The 20,949-nt window shown below is 62.6% G+C and carries 17 protein-coding genes and 1 pseudogene; 7 read left to right on the top strand and 11 right to left on the bottom strand.

The window, feature by feature from the left end; translation table 11 throughout:
• Positions 1–30 precede the first annotated feature (30 nt).
• Positions 31–699 carry a TetR/AcrR family transcriptional regulator gene (locus ABM562_RS15395; protein WP_115088815.1) on the bottom strand — a complete coding sequence of 223 codons (669 nt, stop codon included), beginning with the start codon at positions 697–699 and terminating at the stop codon, positions 31–33.
• Between the two features lie 77 nt (positions 700–776).
• A complete protein-coding gene (quiC, locus tag ABM562_RS15390; protein WP_233674529.1) occupies positions 777–2,687 on the bottom strand; it encodes a 3-dehydroshikimate dehydratase QuiC in 1,911 nt (636 codons plus the stop codon).
• Positions 2,688–2,896: 209 nt separating this feature from the next.
• Here quiC and ABM562_RS15385 point away from each other — a divergent pair, with 209 nt between their 5' ends.
• Positions 2,897–4,237, top strand: a complete 1,341-nt coding sequence (locus ABM562_RS15385) for an MFS transporter (protein ID WP_134064378.1) — start codon at positions 2,897–2,899, stop codon at positions 4,235–4,237.
• Here ABM562_RS15385 and ABM562_RS15380 read toward each other — a convergent pair.
• The 3 genes from ABM562_RS15380 to ABM562_RS15370 all read right to left on the bottom strand — a co-directional run bounded on the left by ABM562_RS15380 (position 4,234) and on the right by ABM562_RS15370 (position 6,865).
• On the bottom strand, positions 4,234–5,112 hold the full coding sequence (locus ABM562_RS15380) for a DMT family transporter (protein ID WP_115088820.1): 879 nt from the start codon (positions 5,110–5,112) through the stop codon (positions 4,234–4,236). The two genes, ABM562_RS15385 and ABM562_RS15380, sit on opposite strands and share 4 nt — an antisense overlap.
• An 18-nt stretch (positions 5,113–5,130) precedes the next feature.
• Positions 5,131–5,937, bottom strand: coding sequence for a sugar phosphate isomerase/epimerase family protein (locus tag ABM562_RS15375; RefSeq protein WP_460422522.1), 807 nt, complete (start codon positions 5,935–5,937; stop codon positions 5,131–5,133).
• Between the two features lie 151 nt (positions 5,938–6,088).
• Complete coding sequence (locus ABM562_RS15370; protein WP_115088824.1) at positions 6,089–6,865, bottom strand: IclR family transcriptional regulator; 777 nt, start codon at positions 6,863–6,865, stop codon at positions 6,089–6,091.
• Between the two features lie 172 nt (positions 6,866–7,037).
• On the opposite strand from ABM562_RS15370, the gene ABM562_RS15365 reads away from it, so the two are divergent.
• Complete coding sequence (locus tag ABM562_RS15365; protein ID WP_346617720.1) at positions 7,038–8,750, top strand: FAD-dependent oxidoreductase; 1,713 nt, start codon at positions 7,038–7,040, stop codon at positions 8,748–8,750.
• A gap of 107 nt (positions 8,751–8,857) precedes the next feature.
• Positions 8,858–11,608, top strand: a complete 2,751-nt coding sequence (locus ABM562_RS15360; protein ID WP_460422519.1) for a hypothetical protein — start codon at positions 8,858–8,860, stop codon at positions 11,606–11,608.
• A 55-nt stretch (positions 11,609–11,663) separates the two neighbouring features.
• On the opposite strand, the gene pcaG is transcribed toward ABM562_RS15360, so the two are convergent.
• Positions 11,664–12,269 carry a protocatechuate 3,4-dioxygenase subunit alpha gene (pcaG, locus tag ABM562_RS15355; protein ID WP_115088828.1) on the bottom strand — a complete coding sequence of 202 codons (606 nt, stop codon included), beginning with the start codon at positions 12,267–12,269 and terminating at the stop codon, positions 11,664–11,666.
• Positions 12,270–12,280: 11 nt separating this feature from the next.
• Positions 12,281–13,000 carry a protocatechuate 3,4-dioxygenase subunit beta gene (gene pcaH / locus ABM562_RS15350; protein WP_115088830.1) on the bottom strand — a complete coding sequence of 240 codons (720 nt, stop codon included), beginning with the start codon at positions 12,998–13,000 and terminating at the stop codon, positions 12,281–12,283.
• A gap of 200 nt (positions 13,001–13,200) precedes the next feature.
• Between pcaH and ypfJ the strand changes: the two genes are divergently transcribed.
• The 3 genes and pseudogenes from ypfJ to ABM562_RS15335 all read left to right on the top strand — a co-directional run bounded on the left by ypfJ (position 13,201) and on the right by ABM562_RS15335 (position 16,215).
• The gene (ypfJ, locus tag ABM562_RS15345) at positions 13,201–14,085 is read left to right on the top strand and encodes a KPN_02809 family neutral zinc metallopeptidase (RefSeq protein WP_115088832.1); all 885 of its coding nucleotides are present in this window, start codon (positions 13,201–13,203) and stop codon (positions 14,083–14,085) included.
• Between the two features lie 210 nt (positions 14,086–14,295).
• Positions 14,296–15,360, top strand: a pseudogene (locus ABM562_RS15340) (methyl-accepting chemotaxis protein); the annotation flags it as partial.
• Positions 15,352–16,215 carry a methyl-accepting chemotaxis protein gene (locus ABM562_RS15335; protein WP_415842470.1) on the top strand — a complete coding sequence of 288 codons (864 nt, stop codon included), beginning with the start codon at positions 15,352–15,354 and terminating at the stop codon, positions 16,213–16,215. The pseudogene ABM562_RS15340 and the gene ABM562_RS15335, both read left to right, overlap by 9 nt.
• Positions 16,216–16,328: 113 nt before the next feature.
• Here ABM562_RS15335 and ggt read toward each other — a convergent pair whose 3' ends face one another.
• The 3 genes from ggt to ABM562_RS15320 form a co-directional block, all read right to left on the bottom strand.
• Positions 16,329–17,996, bottom strand: coding sequence for a gamma-glutamyltransferase (gene ggt / locus ABM562_RS15330; RefSeq protein ID WP_115088835.1), 1,668 nt, complete (start codon positions 17,994–17,996; stop codon positions 16,329–16,331).
• A 117-nt stretch (positions 17,997–18,113) separates the two neighbouring features.
• Positions 18,114–19,010 carry a LysR family transcriptional regulator gene (locus ABM562_RS15325; protein WP_115088837.1) on the bottom strand — a complete coding sequence of 299 codons (897 nt, stop codon included), beginning with the start codon at positions 19,008–19,010 and terminating at the stop codon, positions 18,114–18,116.
• A gap of 67 nt (positions 19,011–19,077) precedes the next feature.
• On the bottom strand, positions 19,078–19,668 hold the full coding sequence (locus ABM562_RS15320) for an NADPH:quinone oxidoreductase MdaB (RefSeq protein WP_115088839.1): 591 nt from the start codon (positions 19,666–19,668) through the stop codon (positions 19,078–19,080).
• 191 nt (positions 19,669–19,859) lie between these two features.
• Here ABM562_RS15320 and ABM562_RS15315 point away from each other — a divergent pair, with 191 nt between their 5' ends.
• Complete coding sequence (locus ABM562_RS15315; RefSeq protein WP_115088840.1) at positions 19,860–20,174, top strand: putative quinol monooxygenase; 315 nt, start codon at positions 19,860–19,862, stop codon at positions 20,172–20,174.
• Here ABM562_RS15315 and ABM562_RS15310 read toward each other — a convergent pair.
• On the bottom strand, positions 20,164–20,928 hold the full coding sequence (locus tag ABM562_RS15310; RefSeq protein ID WP_115088843.1) for a sulfite exporter TauE/SafE family protein: 765 nt from the start codon (positions 20,926–20,928) through the stop codon (positions 20,164–20,166). The two genes, ABM562_RS15315 and ABM562_RS15310, sit on opposite strands and share 11 nt — an antisense overlap.
• Positions 20,929–20,949 lie beyond the last annotated feature (21 nt).

The raw sequence follows: 20,949 nt of genomic DNA, 5'->3' as shown, positions 1-20,949 counted from the left end.
AGCGATGGGCCGCAAAGCGGCCCCGGATCCTCAGGCCTGCAAGAACCTCAGCACCGCCTCGCAAATCATTTGCCGATGCCGTTCCTTGACCGCCTTGTCCTCGAAATCCACCTGGAAGATCTCGCCAAAGGTATGCCGGTTCGACACTCGGTAGAAACAGAACGAGCTGATCAACAGGTGCACATCCAGCGCCTCCAGCCCCTGGCGGAAGACGCCCTCGGCAGCCCCGCGCTTGAGCACTTCATCCAGCGCTGTCAGCACCGTCTTGTTCATCGAGCGAATGGCCGACGAGCGCTTGACGTACTCGCCGTGGTGCATGTTCTCGTTGCAGACGATGCGCACGAAGTCGACGTTGCGATCATGGTGATCAAAGGTGAACTCCACCAGCCGGCGGATGCCCAGGCGCGGCTCGAGCTCGGCCAGGTGCAGGTTGCTTTCGGTACTGCGGATATCGCCGTAGAGCTTCTCCAGCACCTCGACGTACAACTGCTCCTTGCTGTTGAAGTAGTAGTAGATCATGCGCTTGGAGGTTTGCGTGCGCTCGGCGATCGCATCGACCCGGGCGCCGGCCAGCCCCTGCTGGACGAATTCGCTGATCGCCGCCTGGAGAATATTCTCGCGGGTCTTTTCCGGGTTGTTCTTGCGGCCCTTGCGCGGCGCGGGTTCAGGGGCTGCGCAGAGTGCTGGGGTAGTCGTCATACGGGACTCATGGCCATCGGTTAACCCGGCAATTATGAGCCCCGGGTGCTGAGTAAGGAAGCCTCGCAGCCTGTGCCCTACAACTTGGCCTGCGCTGGCGAGCCGGCGCGCGCCTTGGCCATCGCGGCCAGCCGCACGGCGACGTTGGCCGCGCCATAGCCACTGTAGCCGTTACGCCGTTGCAGTACCTCGAAGAAGAAGCGCTCCTCGAACGGCTCGGTGTACACATGAAACAGCTCACCGCCCTGGGCATCGCGGTCGTAAAGCACGTTGTAGTAGGCCAGCTCGCTGAGGAACTCGTCGTCGAAATCAAAACGCGCGGCAAGGTCGTCGTAATAGTTGAGCGGGATGTCGAGCAAGGCCACGCCAGCTTCCTTGGCCTGTTTGACCGCGGTAAAAATATCCTCGCAATCAAACGCGATGTGGTGCACGCCCGAACCGCGGTAATGCGACAAGGCATGGGCAATCGCCGTGTTGCGGTTTTCCGAAATGTTCAGCGGCAGGCGGATGGTGCTGCAGCGGCTGCGCAAGGCGCGGCTCTTGACCAGGCCGTAGGGGTCGGGCAACACCACTTCGTCATCGGCGCTGAAGTCCAGCACGCTCTTGTAGAACAGCGCCCAGCTGTCCAGGCCGTCGGCCGGCAAGGCCAGGGCCATATGATCGATGCGGGTCAGACCGATGCTGCTGCCCGCTTGCTGCTGCACACTGAAGTCGGTGTCGTAGATGGTCCGGCCCTGGGCGTCCTGATCCACCAGGTAGATCAGGCTGCCATCCGGTGCGCGCACCGCCGCCAGCTCGCGCTCGTTGGGACCGACCAGGCCACGGTAGGGCTGGCCATGGTAGGCCACGGCACGGGCCAGGGCCTGGGCGCTGTCCTTGACCCGGATCGCCGTGGCGCACAGCGACGGGCCATGGCTTTCGAAAAAGTTGTGGGCGAACGAATAGGGTTCGGCGTTGAGGATCAGGTTGATGTCGCCCTGACGCAGCAGGCTGACATTCTTCGAACGATGCACGCCGGCGCGGGTAAAGCCCAGGCACTCCAGCCAGTTGCCCAGCTTGGCACCCAGGGCGTCGTCGACGGCAAATTCGAGGAACTCGATACCGTCATAGGCACTGGCAGGCGGTGGGGCGAACAACAGGTCGTCGCTGGCCGGCGCTACGCGGTCTTGCTCCAGGCGCTGACGGGTCTTCTCTTCCAGGTACAACAGCGAGCGCAATCCATCGGCGGCATTGGCCCGTGGCGGCGCGGCGCGGAAGCCATCGTTGAAGATTTCCAGCGACAGCGGGCCGCTGTAACCGCTGGCCAGGATCGGCGCCAGAAACCCCGGCAGGTCAAACTCGCCCTGCCCCGGGAAGCAGCGAAAATGCCGGCTCCACTCCAGCACGTCCATGGCCAGGATCGGCGCGTCGGCCATCTGCACGAAGAAGATCTTGTCCCCCGGCACCTGGGCGATGGCCCGTGGGTCGCCCTTGAGCGACAGGGTGTGGAAACTGTCGAGGATCATCCCGAGGCTGGCATGGTCGGCGGTTTTGACAATGTCCCAGACCTGCTCCCAGGTATTCACATGGCGGCCCCAGGCCAGGGCTTCGTAACCGATGCGCAGGCCACGGGCACCGGCGCGCTCGGCCAGCAGGCGCAGGTCGTCCACCAGCAGCTGGCGCTCACCGAGGGAATCGGCGGCGACGTTGCTGCACACCAGCACCAGATCGGTGCCCAGCTCCTGCATCAGATCGAATTTGCGCTCGGCCCGTTCCAGGTTGCGCGCCAGGCGATCGCGGCGGCAGCCCTCGAAATCGCGAAACGGCTGGAACAGGGTAATTGCCAGACCCAGGTCGGCGCAGCGCTGGCGAATTTCGCGCGGACTGCCGGCGTAGTACAGCAGGTCATTCTCGAAGATCTCGACCCCGTCGAAGCCCGCGGCGGCGATGGCTTCGAGTTTTTCTGGCAAAGTACCGCTCAAGGATACGGTGGCGATCGAACGCTGCATTATTCTGGCTCCGATGGGCAGGCAAAAACCGGTGGAGGAATTATTGGTGTTGACCAATTTTTGCTCAATGCAAAAGGTACGAACTAGTTAGTTTTGTGTTCGATTATCGCCCAAAATAGCGTTCAGCGAATTGACCCTTTTTTGACCACGGGCGCACCATTTCAACACCAAGGCTTGACCCATAAACATAAAAATACGGGTAACCCGCGATGATCCACACTCAATCCACCCGCATGGCCCAGCCCCTGGGCAGTACTCCGCACGCCGGCATCGGCGACAAGTTGCGTGGCGCCATGGCCGTCGGCAAGACCCGCTGGGTCATGCTCGCCCTGGTGTTCTTCGCCACCACCTTGAACTACATCGACCGCGCCGCCCTCGGGGTGATGCAGCCGATCCTGGCCAAGGAAATGAGCTGGACGGCGATGGATTACGCCAACATCAACTTCTGGTTCCAGGTCGGCTACGCCATCGGCTTCGTGCTCCAGGGCCGCTTGATCGACCGGGTCGGGGTCAAACGCGTGTTCTTCTGCGCCGTGCTGCTCTGGAGCCTGGCCACCGGCGCTCACGGCCTGGCCACCTCGGCGGTGGGCTTCATGGTCTGCCGGTTCATTCTTGGCCTGACCGAAGCGGCCAACTACCCGGCCTGCGTCAAGACCACCCGCTTGTGGTTCCCGGCCGGTGAACGGGCAGTGGCCACTGGCATCTTCAACGCCGGTACCAACGTCGGCGCCATGTTCACACCGATGCTGCTGCCGTTGATCCTCACCGTGTGGGGCTGGCAAGCGGCGTTCATGGGCATGGGCGCGCTGGGCCTGGTGTGGGTGGTGTTCTGGGGCCTGAAATACTTCAACCCGGAAGACCACCCGACCGTCAGCAAGGAAGAGCTGGCCTACGTGCAAGGCGAAGCAGAAGCGGATCAGGCTCGCGTGCCGTTCTCACGCATCCTGCGCATGCGCGGCACCTGGGCCTTCGCCCTGGCTTACTCGGTGACCGCGCCGGTGTTCTGGTTCTACCTGTACTGGCTGCCGCCGTTCCTCAACCAGCAATACAGCCTGGGCATCAGCGTGACGCAGATGGGCATCCCGCTGATCGTCATCTACCTGAGTGCGGATTTCGGCAGTGTCGGCGGCGGCATTCTCTCGTCGTTCCTGATTGGCCGCGGCATGGCCCCGGTCAAGGCGCGGCTGCTGTCGATGCTGTTGTTTGCCACCACCATCATCGGCGTGATCTTCGCCGCTGGCGCCAGCAGCCTGTGGGTCGCGGTACTGGCGATTTCCCTGGCGATCGCCGCGCACCAGGCCTGGACCGCCAACATCTGGAGCCTGGTGATGGACTACACGCCCAAGCACATGATGAGCACGGTGTTCGGTTTCGGCGGCATGTGCGCGGCCATCGGCGGCATGTTCATGACCCAGTTGGTGGGTTATATCCTCACCACCACCAACAACAATTACACCCTGCTGTTCACCATGATCCCGGCCATGTACTTCATCGCCCTGACCTGGATGTACTTCATGGCCCCGCGCAAGGTGCCGACAGTCGAGGCCTAACGACGCCGCTGCAGCCAGGCGGCGCCCAGGCCGCTCAGGCAGATCAAGGCAATCCCCACCAGCCCGGCCATGTCCGGGCTGTGTCCGAACAGCACCAGGCCGAGAATCCCGGCGAACACGATCTGACAGTAACTGAACGGCGCCAGCATGGCCGGCGGCGCATGGCGGAAGGCCTGGGTCAGGAACAGGTGTGCGGTCATCCCGCAGGTGCCCAGGGCCACTGCCATCAGGCCGTGGATCAAACTTGGAGTCTGCCAGAACATCGGCACCACGGCGCTCATCACCAGGGTGTTGAGCAGGCCGGTGAAGAAGTTGCTGGTCGTCGGGCTGTCGGTGCCGCTGAGCTTGCGCGTCAGCAACTGGTAGAAGCAAAAGCACAAGGCCGAACCGAACGGCAACAACACCGCCGGGGTGAACAACGCCCCACCTGGATGAATGATCACCGTCACCCCGACGAAACTCACCAGCACCGCCACCCACTGCCCGCGCGTGACCTTCTCGCCCAGCAGCGGCAGCGACAGCGCAGTGACCAGCAAGGGGGCAAGGAAGTTGACCGCAGTCGCCTCGGCCAGCGGTATGTACTGCAAGGCCGTGGTGAACAACAGGCTGGTGCCCAGCAGGCACAGCGCGCGCAAGGTCTGCAGCCCCGGCCTTCGCGTACGCAGCACGCGCAGGCCCGACTGCGGCAGGAAGATCACCATCATCAGCAGGGTGTGCACCAGATAGCGCGCCCACACCACCCAGAGAATCGGATAGAACCCCGCCAGGTACTTGGACAAGGCGTCGTGGCTGGCGAACAGCAAGGTCGCCAGCACCACCAGGGCAATGCCCTTGAGCGGTTGGCTGACAGCGTCGAGCGCAGTGGGACGGGGCATCGGTAAAGGCTCGCGGGTTCAGAGTTGACGGAGCAGCTGACAGGTCTTGTCCAGGGCCACCTGCGCCCGCTGCAAGGCACTCAGGCCCTGGTCGCGGACGGGGATTTCCAGGCTCAGCGCGATGTTCTGCGGCAGGCTACGCAACAAGCCGGGCAAGTCGCAATTGCCATCACCGGGAAAGCGCCGCTCGTTGCGCGCCTGGCGCAGGATCTCGGCCATGTCGTCCGGACGCGGACCGGCCACGTCACACAACTGTGCATAGCGTAGCCGCGAGGGCGGCACCTGGCGCAACTCGTCCAGCGATGAAGCCGAGCGGTCGAAGTGAAAGGCATCAACCAGCACCCCGCCATTGTCGCGTCCGGCTTGCTCGACGATACGCCTGGCCTGAGTGAGGTTCTTCGCATCGGTCCAGGGCATGAATTCCAGGTGCGGGTGCAGGCCGTACTGCCCGGCCAAATCGCACAGCGCGGCGAAGTTGTCGGTCTGGCGCTGCTCGTCGGGGTCATTGCCGGCGACCAGCAGCTCACTGGCGCCGAATTCCGCGCCCACTGCCAGCAGCGCTTCGAAGTCGGCGACGCGGGTGTCGGACTTGAGCCGCAGGATCTCCACATCCAGCACCTTGATGCCGGTGTCACGCAAGCGCGCAGCGGTCTGCCGACGCAGGCCGGCGTCGGCCACCAGCGGGAAGTGATGCTCCTCGGCCGTGGCCGGCTCCAGACGCAAGCCGACATGGCTGTAACCGGCGCTAGCGGCGACCTCGACCATTTCCACCGGCGACAGCTCGAGTACCGTCAGGGCGGCGAGGGACATCACGCGTTGAGTCATTGTTGTTGTCTCGGCGAGTTGAATTTGGAAATATTTAGAACTTAGTTCCAATTTCAATGCAAGCAAAAAAACGACACCCATCGCTGGCAAGCCAGCTCCCACAGGTTCGGTGTATGCAGTACCTGTGGGAGCTGGCTTGCCAGCGATGCTTTTAAACGAACAACTCGGACGCAGGACTCGCCGCCGACAACTCCGCTACCGCCGCCAGCAACACCGGCGCCAGTTCGTGCATGCGCGCCTCGCTCATCCGTGCACTGGGACCGGCGACGCTGAGCACCCCCAGCGCGTGGCCGTCGAGCGGGTGACGCACTACTGCCGCCAATGCCGAAGTACCCACCGCCGAACTTTCCACCACCCAGGCATAACCATGCTCGCGGGCAATACGCAGGCGTTCGAGCAGCTCGGCATTGGATTTCGGCGCATTGGGGCCGAACTCCGCCGGGTCGGCAATCCCCTGGCGCTCCACCAGCAACAAAGCCTGGGCATCACTCAGGCTGGACAGCCAGGCATGCCCGGAGGCGGTGTAGAACAACGGCGCATCACGGCCCATGTCGGGGTCGTAACGCAAGCCGGAACGGGCGCCCTGGGCCTTGGCGATCCAGGTCTGACGCTCGCCGTCGATCACCCCCAGGCGCACCAGTTCGCCAGTCTGCTGCGCCAGTTGCTCGAGGATCGGCTGGACAATATCGGCGCCACTACTGGCCAGGTAGCGAAAGCCCATGGCCACCAGGCGAGTGCTCAGGTGATAGCGGCTGCTCTCGGCATTCTGGCGCACATAGCCCAGGCGCATCAGCTCGGCGAGCATGCGGTGGGTGGCGCTCTTGGGGATGTCCAGCTCTTCGGCCAGGGTCTGCAGGGGCAGCCCGCGCGGGGCGCTGGTAAGGCGTTCGAGAAGGTTGAACGCGCGTTCGATCTGACTGCCGGCCATGGTCATGGTCCCTGAAATTTGTGCCGATTCTAAAGAGCCCCGGCGAAAGCGCAAATCACTGTCCGATCTTCGCCCACTTTGTCGTGGCACGCCTTGGCTGAGCGATCTCTCGAACCATAAAATATGGAATCAAGTTCCAAAATATAACAAAACTTGTTGGAGGATACTGCTCATGCCCGTCGACACCCCGCTGGTCGAATGCGATGTACTGGTCATCGGTTCCGGCGCCGCCGGACTGGCCGCTGCGGTGACTGCCGCCTGGCACGGTGAAAAAGTCATCGTGGTCGAAAAGGACCCGGTGTTCGGCGGCGCCACGGCCTGGTCCGGTGGCTGGATGTGGGTACCGTGCAACCCGCTGGCGCAGCGCGCCGGGATCATCGAGCAGCGCTCGCAGCCGCGCACTTACCTGGAGCATGAACTGGGCGAACGTTTCGATGGGCCGATGATCGATGCGTTTCTCGAAGCGGCGCCCAACATGGTGTCGTTCTTCGAGCGCCATACCGCCCTGCAATTTGCCGACGGCAATGGCATCGCCGACATTCACGGCAATACCCCTGGCGCCGGCACCGGCGGGCGCTCGGTAATTGCCGCTCCCTACGATGGTCGCCAACTGGGTAAAAAGCTGCTCAAGCGCCTGCGCAAAACCATGCGCGAAACCTCGTTCATGGGCATGCCGATCATGGCCGGCAAAGACCTCGGCGCCTTCCTCAGCCTCACCCGTTCCTGGCGCTCGTTGCTGCATGTGAGCAAGCGCTTCAGTCGCCACCTGCTCGATATGGCAACCCACGGCCGGGCCCTGCAACTGGTCAATGGCGTAGCCCTGGTCGCGCGGCTGGCCAAGTCGGCTGAAGACCTCGGCGTGTTGCTCTGGGAATCGGCAGCGGCTCGCCAGTTGATCCGCGAACATGGCCGGGTCAGCGGTGCGCTGATTGAAAGCGCGCGCGGGCCGATCCGAATAAATGCGCGCAAGGCCGTGGTGCTGGCCGCTGGCGGCTTTGCCAACGACATCGAGCGGCGCAAGGCGCTGTTCCCGCGCACCCCCACCGGCCACGAACACCTGGCTCTGCCGCCGCTGGGCGCCAATGGTGACGGCCTGCGCCTGGGCGAAAGCGTTGGCGGCCAGGTGGCTGACGACCTGCACAGCCCGGTGGCCTGGGCGCCGGTATCGCGGGTGCCTTACAAGGACGGCAGCAGCGGGCATTTCCCGCACATCATCGAACGGGCCAAGCCCGGCATCATCGGCGTGCTCGCCGACGGCAAACGCTTCGTCAACGAGGCCGACGGCTACTACGACTATGTCAGCGCCATGGTCGCCAAGGCGCCGGGGGACAAGGTCGAATCGTGGCTGATCTGCAGCCATGCCTTCCAGCGCCGTTATGGCCTGGGCATTTCACGGCCGTTTCCGTTGCCGCTGCAGCCGTTGATCAAATCCGGCTACCTGAAGACCGGCGACAGTATCGAAGCCCTGGCGCGGGCCTGCGGCATTGACCCTCAAGGCCTAGTGGCAACGGTCGCCGAGTACAACCGGCATGCCCGCAACGGCGAAGACCCGCACTTCGGCCGCGGCTGCACCCCCTACAACCGCAAGCAGGGCGATGCCTTGCACGGGCCAAATCCGTGCGTGGCGCCGATCGAGAACGGGCCGTTCTATGCGGTAAAGGTCGAACCGGGCTGTTTCGGCACCTTCGCCGGGCTCAGGACCAACGCCCATGCGCAGGTGCTGGATGAAAAGCGAGAGGTGATTGCCGGGTTGTATGCGGTGGGCACCGACATGGCCAGCATCATGGCCGGGCACTATCCGGCGGGCGGGATCAATCTGGGGCCGGCGGCGACGTTCGGCTATATCGCCGGGCGGCATATTGCCGGGGTGACAGATTACGAGTAAGGCGTACCTTGCAGCATGGCATCCCAGGGAAAGCAGACAGGCTGCTCACGATTATCCGCCACGCCAATACTTCACGGCCCCGGCGACCGTTCAAAAGGAATTGAATCGTGAACAACCTGACCCTACCCGATGGCGACGCTAAGCCAATCGATCAACTGTTTTCCTGTACCACTGCCCGCGTTGACTTGTGGCGTGAGCTCAACGCCCTGTGTCGCCGCTGGCGCAACTGCAAAGATCAGCCCGCTAGCGCGAAGGTCCAGCAGCAATGCCTTGCCCAACTCGAGCAGCTTGCGCAATTGGAGGCTTACCAGGCCTACCCGGGCCCTCGCCTGCTGGCCCTGCTGGTCGAACGCGTAGCAGCGGGCAATGGCATCGGAGCCCTGCATCTGGCTCAGCGCATCAGCAGTTCGCTGCTCGACCGCAGTTACAAGCAAGACGCAAACGACTGGGAGGCCAGCGAAGACCTGCCCGACGCACCCGCGCCCCGTAGTTTCGCCGCTGCGTCCGCACATCGTCCGTATTTCGAAACACTGATTGTCAGCCCCGCGCCAATCTCGACATGGCCGCAGCACCTTCAGGCCATTCGCCAGTTGCGCCGCCACCAGGACCCCTTCATCTACGAGCCCGTCATGACCGGCTCCTTTGAGGATGCGTTGCTCGCGGTGATACTCAACGTCAACCTGCAAGCGGTCGTGATCTACGAAGGTTTCGCTTTTACATCGAGCTGTCGCGCCGCCTGGGTGCGTGAGCTGCTGGCCCCACACCTGGGCAACAGCCCGGACGACGAAGACTCCACGAACCTGGCCTTGCCACTGGCCCGAGCGATCAAGTCCATCAGGCCGGAGCTCGATATCCTGCTGCTCAGCGATCGTCAGGTTGAGCGAATTGCCGGTGATGAAGACTACGCGTTCATCAGCCGGGTGTTCTACGAAGTCGAGGAGCCGCTGGAGATCCACCTGAGCCTGCTGCAAGGCGTTGCAAAACGCTATGAAACGCCGTTTTTCAACAACCTGAAACACTATGCTCAACGTCCTATCGGCACCTTCCATTCGCTGCCCATTGCCCGCGGAAAATCGATATTCAAGTCGAACTGGATCCGCGACATGGGCGAGTTCTACGGCATCAACCTGTTTCTGGCCGAAAGCTCCGCCACCACGGGCGGGCTCGACAGCCTGCTAGAGCCCACCGGCAACATCAAAAAGGCCCAGGACCGGGCAGCCCATGCGTTCGGCGCACAGCAGGCGTTTTTCGTCACCAATGGCACCTCGACCTCGAACAAGATCGTTGAACAAGCCCTGCTTGCGCCCAGTGACATTGTGATTGTCGATCGCAACTGCCACAAGTCACACCACTACGCCATGGTTCTGACCGGCGCCTACCCGCTGTATGTCGAAGCCTACCCGCTGCCCCGATACTCGATGTACGGCGCAGTGCCACTGAGCGCTATCAAGCAAGCGCTACTCGACCTGAAAAAGGAAGGAAAGCTGCATCGGGTCAAACTGCTGGTGTTGACCAACTGCACCTTCGATGGTCATGTCTACAACACCTTCCGGGTCATGGAAGAATGTCTGGCGATCAAACCGGACCTGGCCTTTCTCTGGGATGAAGCCTGGTTTGGCTTTGCACGCTTTTCACCCCTGCTGCGTCGTCGAACCGGCATGGGCGCCGCCGCACAACTCAAGCAGGCGCTCAGTTGCCCGCAGTACCGGCACGCCTTCGAATGCCAGCGCGAACGACTGCAAGCGCTTGCTGCCGATGACCCTGCGCTGCTGCAGGAGCACCTGCTGATGGACCCGGACACCACCCGCGTGCGCGTCTACCAGACCAACTCCACCCATAAGTCTATGTCGGCGCTGCGCCAGGGCTCGATGATCCTGGTCGACGATCAGGACTTCCATCACGTCGAAGCATCGTTCCGCGAGGCGGTATTTACCCACACGTCCACCTCCCCCAATCAGCAAATCATTGCTTCCCTTGATGTTGCCCGTCGGCAAATGGAGCTGGAAGGCTATGAACTGGTGATGTCGGCAACCCAGTTGGCCTTCGACATCCGTCGAGAGGTCAGCCGCCACCCGCTAATATCAAAGTATTTCAAGATACTCACGATTGAGGACCTGGTGCCAACGGTCTATCGGGCTTCAGGGCTGCAGGATTACCTGGCCAAGGGTACTGCGTGGTCCACCGTCGTCGATGCCCTGAACACCGATGAAGTCGCCCTGGACCCTACCCGCCTGACGCTGGTCTGTGGCCATGCAGGCTTTGACGGCACCACGTTCAAGAACTTGCTGACCAACCGCTACGATGTTCAGTTGAACAAGACCTCTCGCAACAGCGTGCTGCTGCAAACCAACATCAACAACACTCGCAGTGACGTAGCACACCTGATCCGGGTGCTGGTACGAATCAGCCGCGAACTGGAGGATCGCCTGCGCACCAGTGATGGCAAACTGCGGGACACCTTCAATGCCCGAGTCCAGTCACTCATGGAAGATGTGCCGGACCTGCCCGACTTCAGCTGTTTCTACCCCGCTTTTCGTGAGTCGGCGAACAGCAGTACGGCAGAAGGAGACATTCGCAGTGCTTACTACAAAGCCTACGACAGCGCAGCGTGCGAGCATATTCGTCTGTTCGACAAAACCATCGACGAACGCCTGGAAAACGGCCCGCCGCTGATCTCGGCAAACTTCGTGATCCCCTATCCGCCGGGGTTTCCAATCCTGGTACCGGGGCAGGTGATCACTGCTGAAACGCTCTCGTTCATGCGCAAGCTCGATGTGAAAGAGATTCATGGCTACAACGCCGATGAAGGCTTGAAACTGTTGAAGTCCGAATCCATCGGCGTTACGACACCACGCTGATCAGAACAAAAAGCCCGCCAATGGCGGGCTTTGCTCATGTCACTCGCTTCAACATTCAAAAATCGAAGAATACCGTCTCGCCTTCACCCTGAATGCGGATATCAAACCGATACGCCAGCTTGCCGTCCACTTCGCAACGAGTCGCCACCAGTGTCTCGCGCCGCTGCGGCTGCTCGATCAGGTTGAGCACCGGGCACTTGGCATTGGCCTCGGCTTCGTCATCGAAGTACAGGCGGGTCTGCAGGTGGATGTTGATGCCACGGGCAAACAGGCTGATGTTGATGTGCGGCGCCATCGGCACGCCCGCGGCGTTGTTCGCCACACCCGGCTTGATGGTGTGCAAGGCCCACTCACCGGCATCGAACGTCGTGGCCGTGCGGCCGAAGCTGTTGAACGGTTTTTCCGGATCGAAGTCGCCCTGGTAGTCGCCATTGTGGTCGGCCTGCCAGAACTCCAGGAACGAGTCGCGCACCAGATGGCCGTTGCCGTCATAGACATTGCCGAACACCAGGATGTGCTCGCCCGGGGCGTCAGTCCGCGCCATGCGGTTCCAGATCTCCTGGTCGCGGGTCGGGTTGCCGGCGGCCTCCAGGGCCAGGCCGATGTGCACGTAGGGGCCGGCGGTCTGCGAAGGGGTTTCCGGCAGCAGTTCGATAGGCATGGGGCGCCTCCTCAGCAGTTTTCGAAGTGGGTCTTGCGCTGCCCGCGCAACACGATGTCAAAGCGGTAGGCCAGGCAATCCATGGGGTTGGCATTGCTCATGTCCAGCCGTGCGATCAGGCTCTGCACCGCGTCAGGGTTGGCAATCGACTTGACGATCGGGCACATCGGGATCAACGGATCGCCTTCGAAATACAGCTGGGTGATCAAGCGCGTGGCAATCGACGGGCCGCTGATCGACACATGGATATGCGCCGGACGCCAGTCGTTGGGGCCGTTGCGCCAGGGGTACGGACCCGGCTTGATGGTGCGGAAGCTGTAGTAGCCTTGGCTGTCGGTCAGGGCCCGGCCGACGCCACCAAAGTTGGGGTCCAGCGGCGCCAGGTAGCGGTCGTTCTTGTGCCGGTAGCGGCCACCGGCGTTGGCTTGCCAGATCTCGACCAGGGTGTGCGGGATCGGTTTGCCGTGCTGGTCGCAGACGCGGCCGGCCAGGACGATGCGCTCACCGATCGGCAGGCCGCCGTTGTTGAAGTTGAGCAGCAGGTCGTGGTCGTGCGGGCCGAACTTGAGGTGCGAGAAATCCGGGCCGGTGCTTTCGCTGACCGACTGCGGGATGCTCACCAGGGCCTGGCGCGGCGAACGGGCGACGGAAGTCTTGTAGTCCGGGGTGAAGGCTTTCGGGTGCCAGTTGCGATCACGGATAGCGAAGCGACTGTTGTCTTGCGCAGACATGCCGTTCTCCTGTCTTGGAATTATTGGAGGGCCTGGGCGTGGCAGGCGAGCATGCAGTTTCCGGTATGCGGGGCCCGGCGAATACTGAAAAGAACCACACCATACATAACCAAATGGTTATGAATAGATCAGGAATCTGACAGAGCCCCACGCGGTGAACTAATCTTTGTCCTCATGTTTCCAAGCTCCGGAGAGCACTCATGCAATGGCGAAAAGGCAGGCGTAGCGACAATGTGGTCGATGCCCGTGGCGAGGGCGGTGGCGGCATGCGCTTCGGCGGTGGCAAAGGCCTGAGCATCGGCGCGATCCTGTTGATTGTCGGGATTGGCTGGATAACCGGCCAGGACCCGCTGCAGATCCTCGGCCAGCTGGCCGGGCAGATGGGCCAGGAACAGACCGCACCGGTCAGCCCTGGCACCGGCAAGGCGCCGCCGGCCAACGACGAGCAGGCGGAATTCGTACGGTCCGTGCTGGGCGACACCGAAGACACCTGGAAGGCCATCTTCGCCCAGGCCGGCCGCCAGTACAAAGACCCCAACCTGATCCTGTTCAGCGGCCAGATCAACTCGGCCTGCGGCTTCGCCTCTTCGGCGGTCGGCCCGTTCTATTGCCCGGCCGACCAGAAGGTCTACCTGGACATGAGCTTCTTCCGCGAAATGGAGCAGCGTTTCTCGGCCGCCGGCGACTTCGCCCAGGCCTACGTGATCGCCCACGAAGTCGGCCACCATGTGCAAACCCTGCTCGGCGTCTCGGCCAAGGTCCAGGCCGCGCGCCAGCGTGGCGAGCGCATGGAAGGCGACAACGGCTTGCTGGTGCGCCAGGAACTGCAGGCCGACTGCCTGGCCGGCGTCTGGGCTTTCCAGGCGCAAAAACGCTTGAACTGGCTGGAGCCCGGCGATATCGAAGAGGCCCTGAACGCCGCCAACGCCATCGGCGACGACCGTCTGCAGCAGCAGGGCCAAGGCCGGGTGGTCCCGGATTCGTTCACCCACGGCACCTCGCAACAGCGCCAGCGCTGGTTCAAGACCGGCTTCGCCAAGGGCGATATCAACCAGTGCGACACCTTTAGCGCACGCTCGCTCTGACCCGCCTGCCCCACCGTTTCGCGGCCACCTGAAGTCTCAGGCTGGCCGCAGAAATGCCCTGTTACCTACCGCTGATCATTTTTGCTGAAAAAGCGTTTCAGCTCCGGCGCAAGCCGCCGATAAACCCTGCTCAGAACATCGGCTGGCCATCAATAACAACAACCTTCCACCGATTCGGATCAAGAAGCACAACGTTCCTGGAGGGATTGCATGAATAGCTGGTTTGCCAACATCAGCGTCAACCTGAAACTCGGCCTGGGCTTTGGCCTGGTGCTGTTGCTTACCGGCCTGCTGGCCCTGACCGGCTGGAACAGCCTGGGCAGTCTGATCAATCGCAGTAACTGGATGAGTGACATCACCCAGCTCAACAGCGACTTGACCAACCTGCGCATCACCCGCCTGCAGTACATGCTGACCAACGGCGACGATGCGGCGGCCGGTAACGTTCAGGTCAAGCTCAATGCCTTCAGCGAACAGCAGCAAAAACTGCTGAAGAGCTTCAAGAGCCCCGAGAACATCAAGCTGCTCCAGGACCTGGGCCAGACCATCAGCGAATACCAGGTGTCGATCAACAAGATGCGCGCCGGCTACAAGACCAGCCTGGCCGCTCGCGATTCGATGAACCAGGCCGCGGCCCGCGCCATCGAGCTGATCGAAGCGATCAACCGCGACGTGCTGGCCCTGCCCGAGGGTGACGCCAGCCGCCTGGAGCAGTTCCGCACCACCACCCAGGCCAAGGAACAACTGCTGCTGGTACGCCTGGCCGTGCGCAGCTACATCGCTGACATCAGCAGCGAGACCGAGCAACTGGCCTTGCGTCAGCTCGACACCGCCCTGGCCGAAATCGCCAGCCTGAACCGTCAGCTGCCTGGCGAAGCCGCGCGCATCAAGCAGTTCGAGACTGCCGTCATGGCTTACCGCGACGCCGTGCGCCAGTTCCGCGACGCCACCGCTGATATCGCCGTGTCACGTCAGGAGATGACCGTTCAAGGTGCCGACATCGTCAAGACCAGCGACGCCCTGTACCAGATCCAGCTCGACCGTCGCGACATTGAAAGCGCTCAGGCCCGCACCCTGCAGCTGACCGCCACCTTGCTGGCGCTGCTGGTCGGTGTACTGGCCGCCGTGATCATCACCCGGCAGATCACCCGTCCGCTGCGCGAGACCCTGGCCGTGGTCGAGAAGATCGCCGCCGGCGACCTGACCCACAACCTGCGCGTCACCCGCCGCGACGAACTGGGTGTGCTGCAGCAAGGCATCCAGCGCATGGGCTCGACCCTGCGCGACCTGATCACCGGTATCCGCGACGGCGTCACCCAGATCGCCAGCGCCGCCGAAGAGCTGTCGGCCGTCACCGAAGAAACCAGCGCCGGGGTCAACAGCCAGAAGGTTGAAACCGACCAGGTCGCCACCGCCATGCACGAAATGGCTGCCACTGTTCAGGAAGTCGCGCGCAATGCCGAGCATGCTTCCGAGGCTGCCACCGAAGCTGATGGCCAGGCTCGCGCCGGTGACCAGGTAGTCGCCGAAGCGATCAGGCAGATTGAACGCCTGGCCGAAGAAGTGCACCGCTCCACCGAGGCCATGGGCCAACTGCAGCAGGAAAGCCAGAAGATCGGCAGCGTCATGGACGTGATCAAGTCGGTGGCCGAGCAAACCAACCTGCTGGCGCTCAACGCTGCCATCGAAGCGGCCCGCGCCGGTGAAGCCGGTCGTGGTTTTGCCGTGGTGGCCGACGAGGTTCGCGGCCTGGCCCAGCGCACGCAGAAATCCACCGAAGAGATCGAAGAGCTGGTCGCTGGCCTGCAGAGCGGTACCCAGCAGGTGGCCAACGTGATGCTCGGCAGCCGCAACCTGACCGACAGCAGCGTCGAGCTCACCCGCAAGGCCGGTGCCTCGCTGGAAAGCATCACCCGCACCGTGTCGAACATTCAGTCGATGAACCAGCAGATTGCTGCAGCGGCGGAGCAGCAGAGCGCGGTGGCCGAGCAGATCAGCCGCAGCATTCTCAATGTGCGCGATGTGTCCGAACAGACGGCGGCGGCCAGCGATGAGACCGCAGCGTCGAGTGTTGAACTGGCGCGCCTGGGTAACCAGTTGCAAACCATGGTCAGCCACTTCCGCGTCTGACCCGCTGAAGCCGGGGCTGCTTTGCAGCCCATCGCCGGCAAGTCCGGCTCCCACAATGGATCTGTTTACACCGAACCCTGTGGGAGCTGGCTTGCCAGCGATAGCTTCACCACTTATTTAACAATCTGCCCCACTCCCCGCCCACGCGGATCGGAAGCGGTTTCCAGCGCCGTGCCATTAACCCGGATGGCCTGGATGTCGCCCATCTCCCAACCCTGATCTTCCAGGGTGTAGCCCATCTTCTTCAGCTCTTCAGCGACCTTGCCGTTAAGCGGTGCAAAGGCATCGAAATAAATGGTGTCCTTGGGCAGCAACTGGTGATGCACGCGCTGCGCAGCCACGGCTTTTTCCAGCGGCAGGTTGTAGTCATAGAGGTTGTTCAGCACCTGGAAGATCGAGGTGAAGATCCGCGAACCACCCGGGGTACCCAGCACCAGGGTGACATTGCCATCGCGAGTCACCAGGCTCGGGCTCATCGACGAGAGCATGCGTTTGCCCGGCTCGATCGCGTTGGCATCGCCACCGACCACACCAAAGGCGTTGGCCACACCCGGCTTGGAACTGAAGTCGTCCATTTCGTCGTTGAGCAAAAAGCCCGCGCCCTTGACCACCACGCCGCTGCCGTAGTCCCAGTTCAGGGTGTAGGTGTTGCTGACCGCGTTACCGTCCTTGTCGACGATGGAGAAGTGCGTGGTCTGGTGCGGTTCGAGGCCCGGGCGGACTTTCGCGGTTTCCGAGATGGCCGTCGGGTTTACCTCCTGGGCGCGCTTGGCAATGTAGTCCTTGGCGATCAGTTGCTCGACCGGCACCTTGGAGAACGCCGGGTCGCCGAGGTAGTCGGCGCGGTCGGCAAACACGCGTTTTTCGATTTCGGCCAACAGGTGGATGTAGCGCGCCGAGTTCAGCTCGACACCCTTGAAGTCAGCGGCGCGCGCTTCCTTGATGCCCAGCAGCTGGGCCAGGGCGATACCGCCCGAGCTTGGCAGCGGCGCGGTGTAGACGGTGTTGCCACGCCAGTCGATCTTCATCGGCTCACGCCACACCGCTTTGTAATCCTTGAGGTCGTCCTTGCTGATCAGGCCCTTGTCGGCCTGCATCTGCGCCACCAGCAGGTCGGCGGTCTTGCCCTGGTAGAACTCGCTGACGCCCTTGTCGGCAATGCGCTCCAGGGTTTGTGCCAGCTCCGGCTGCTTGAAGGTCTCGCCGACTTTCATGCTGCCGAAATAGTCGTTGAAGTTGGTGCTGTCCTTGAACAGGCCCAGGGCATCTTCGCGGTACTGGTACTGCTTGGACGCGACCTTGAAGCCATTCTTGGCATAGCCAACCGCCGGGGTCAGCAGCTCGGCCCAGGGCAGCTTGCCGAATTTCTGATGCGCCTCCCACAGCCCCATCACCGTGCCAGGCACGCCAGCGGCACGGGAGCCGACCAGGCTGAGGTTCTCGATGATCTCGCCCTTGTCGTCCAGGTACATGTTGCGACTGGCGGCCTTCGGCGCGGTTTCGCGGTAGTCGAGGAAGTAGGCCTTGCCGTCGACATAGAGGGTCATGAAACCACCGCCACCGATGTTGCCCGCCTCGGGGTAGGTGACCGCCAGGGTGAAGGCGGTGGCCACTGCCGCGTCCACCGCGTTGCCGCCTTTTTTCAGGATATCGGCGGCGACCTGTGCACCATATTGATCGGGTGCAGCGACCGCACCGCCCTCCAGGCTAACCGCGTAAGCCGCGTTACTGGCGAGGATCGCGGCGCCGAGGGCCAGGGATCGGAACATCACAACGCGCATGAGAGCTTCCTTAGTGTTGTTTTCGTTGAACAGCCATTAAGGCTGATGTCAGACGAGTTATCAAACACGGCAGGAAATTTCGCCGCTCACAGGCAGAAGCTGTCGCGGATGGATGCTTCAGCAGGCGTAGATCGCCAGCTTGTTCTGGATGAAATCGAGAAAGCACTGGATGCGCAGCGCCAGCTGGGTGTTGCGGTAGTACACCGCATTGATCGGCTGGCGATAGCCACTGTTGTGCTCGGGCAGGAGCACCTGCAGGCGCCCGCTGCGGATGTCTTCATGGGTCATGAAGTGCGACAGGCAGACGATGCCTTCACCGGCCAGGGCCAGTTCGCGCAGGGTTTCACCGCTGGAGGCCGACAGCGCCGGGCGGATCAGCAGGCGATCGCCTTCGGCATGGCGCAGTGGCCAGTGGTTGAGGGTCTCGGTCTGGGTGAAGCCAAGCAGCGCATGGCCTTGCAGGTCTTCAACCTGCTCGGGCGTGCCATGCCGGGCCAGGTACTCGGGGCTGGCCAGCAGGTTCAACGGGCTGCAACCGAGCGCGCGGGCATGCAGGCTGGAGTCGGCCAGCTCGCCGATGCGAATGGCAACGTCGGTGCTCTGTTCGATCAGGTCGATGATCAAATCGCTGGTGTTGAGCTCCAGCTGGATCTGCGGGTACAGCGCGCGGAACTCACCGACCCAGGGCACGATGGCGTGCAGCATGAACGGCAGCGCGGCGTTGATGCGCAAGCGCCCGGACGGCGTCTGGTGGTGCACCGACAGATGCTCTTCGAGCTCGTCCATCTGCTGCAGGATCGACTTGGCCCGCTCGAAGAAAAACCGCCCTTCTTCGGTCAGGTCCATGCGCCGGGTGGTGCGGTTGATCAGGGTGGTGCCGAGCTTGGTTTCCAGGCGCGACAGGGTCCGGCTGATCGCCGACGGCGTCTGCCCACCCTGCTCGGCAGCCGCGGAAATCGAGCCGCACTCGATCACCGAGACGAACACCTGCAATTCATCGGACCTGGCTTTCACAGCTGTACCCCGGGGTTGGCAACAGCCGTGATAGATAGCCGCTTGGCGCGGCCAGCGCAAGGCTTCATCAGGCTTGAGCCTGGAAAACCTCGGCCAGGTGCTGCTCGTAGGCGGCCACGGCGGCTTCGACGTTGGGGCGCTTCATCACATCCTCGGCAAGGTAGGTCGGCAGGCCGCTCATGCCGAGGAACTGGTTGGCCTTGTGGAACGGGAAGTACACCGCGTCCACGCCCTTGCCTTCGAAGAAGTCGCTGGGGTCGTCGAAGGCTTGCTGCGGTGCATTCCAGGTCAGCGACAGCATGTACTGCTTGCCCTGGATCAAGCCGCCGCTGCCGTACTTTTGCGAAGCATCGGATCGGGTGCGGCCGTCGCTGGCGTAGAGGCTACCGTGGCCGGCGGTGAAGACTTCGTCCAGGTACTGCTTGACGGTCCACGGCGCGCCCATCCACCAGCCAGGCATCTGATAGATGATGACGTCGGCCCAGAGGAACTTCTGCACCTCTTCGGCGTTGTCGTAGCCGCCGTCGATGTAGGTGGTCTTGACGTCGAAACCGGCGCGGTCAAGGAATGCCAGTGCGGTTTCATGCAGGGTTTCGTTCAGGCGGCCATCGGAGTGGGCGAATTTTTTACCACCGTTGAGCAACAGGACTTTTTTCATGGGGTGCCTCATCTGTGTTCGATCAGGGGCAACGGAGCCTGTGACCGAGTGAATTTGATGGCGGCAGAATAGGGGTCGGCCTCGCGGGGAAACAGCCGCGCCGGGGCAAAATACATTTGACCAAAAAGCACGAATAGCACGCTTATTGTTGCCTTAGAATCGTTTCACCCCTTCCTTTCAGAGGCCTCTTCATGAGCGAGCAATACGGTTTCATCCTCAAAGCCAAGACCCGTCCGGAAATGTCCGAAGCCTTCGAAGCGCTGTTTCGCGCCTACGTCGAGCCAAGCCGAGAGGAACCGGGCTGCGTCGAATACCACATGCTGCGCGACCAGCAAGACCCAAGCCTGTTCGTCTTCTACGAGATCTGGGCCAGCAAGGCGGCGCTGGATGTGCACTCGGCCCTGCCGCACATGGCGGCGTTTTTCGAGAAGCGCATGGACTACCTGGAGCGTGACTTCGATATCCAGTTGATCGACATGCTCAGCCCCTCTTCGGCTAGCCGTTGAGCAACAGGTGCGCGCCGAGCAGGGCCAGGCCGGTAAAGAAGCAGCGCTTGAACAGCACGGCGCTGATGCGCTGACGCAGCCACTGGCCGCCGAGCATGCCCAGCAGCGCCGGCGCCAGCACCAGCAATGACGCGCCCAGGGCCTGCGCACCCAGCGCATCCTGGCCCGCCAGGCCGATCGCCAGGGCCAGGGTCGAGACGCTGAACGACAGGCCCAGGGCCTGGACCATTTCGTCGCGGCTCAGGCCCAGGCTCTGCAGGTAAGGCACCGCAGGAATCACAAACACCCCGGTGGCAGCGGTGATCACCCCGGTGCTCAGCCCGCAGAGCGGCCCAAGCCAGGGTTCATGTGCAGCCGCCAGGCGCACTGCTCGGCCGAACAGGCCGTACAACGCATACGCCAGTAACGCCCCACCCAAGGCACGCGCCGCCCACTCGCCACTGTTGATGCCCAGCCAGGCGCTGCCCAGCAAGGTGCCGACAAAAATCATCGCCAGCATCGGCCACAGCCTTTTCAGCAGGGCCCGCAAGTGTCCACCAAAGGCCAGTTGCCAGAGGTTGGTCAGGGTCGAGGGCACGATCAGCAAGGCCGCTGCCTGCGCCGGGGACATAGCCATACCGAGCAGGCCCATGGCTATGGTCGGCAGGCCCAGGCCAATCACGCCCTTCACCGCGCCGGCCAGCACGAAGGTCGCCAGAACCAGCAGCGTCAGCGCTGGACCGATATCCTGATAGAAGCCGAACAAGGTAGTCATGGCGCTATCCTGCACCTCGCC

The organism is Pseudomonas sp. ZL2 (assembly GCF_054788455.1).
This window is presented reverse-complemented; position numbering and strand designations above follow the sequence as displayed.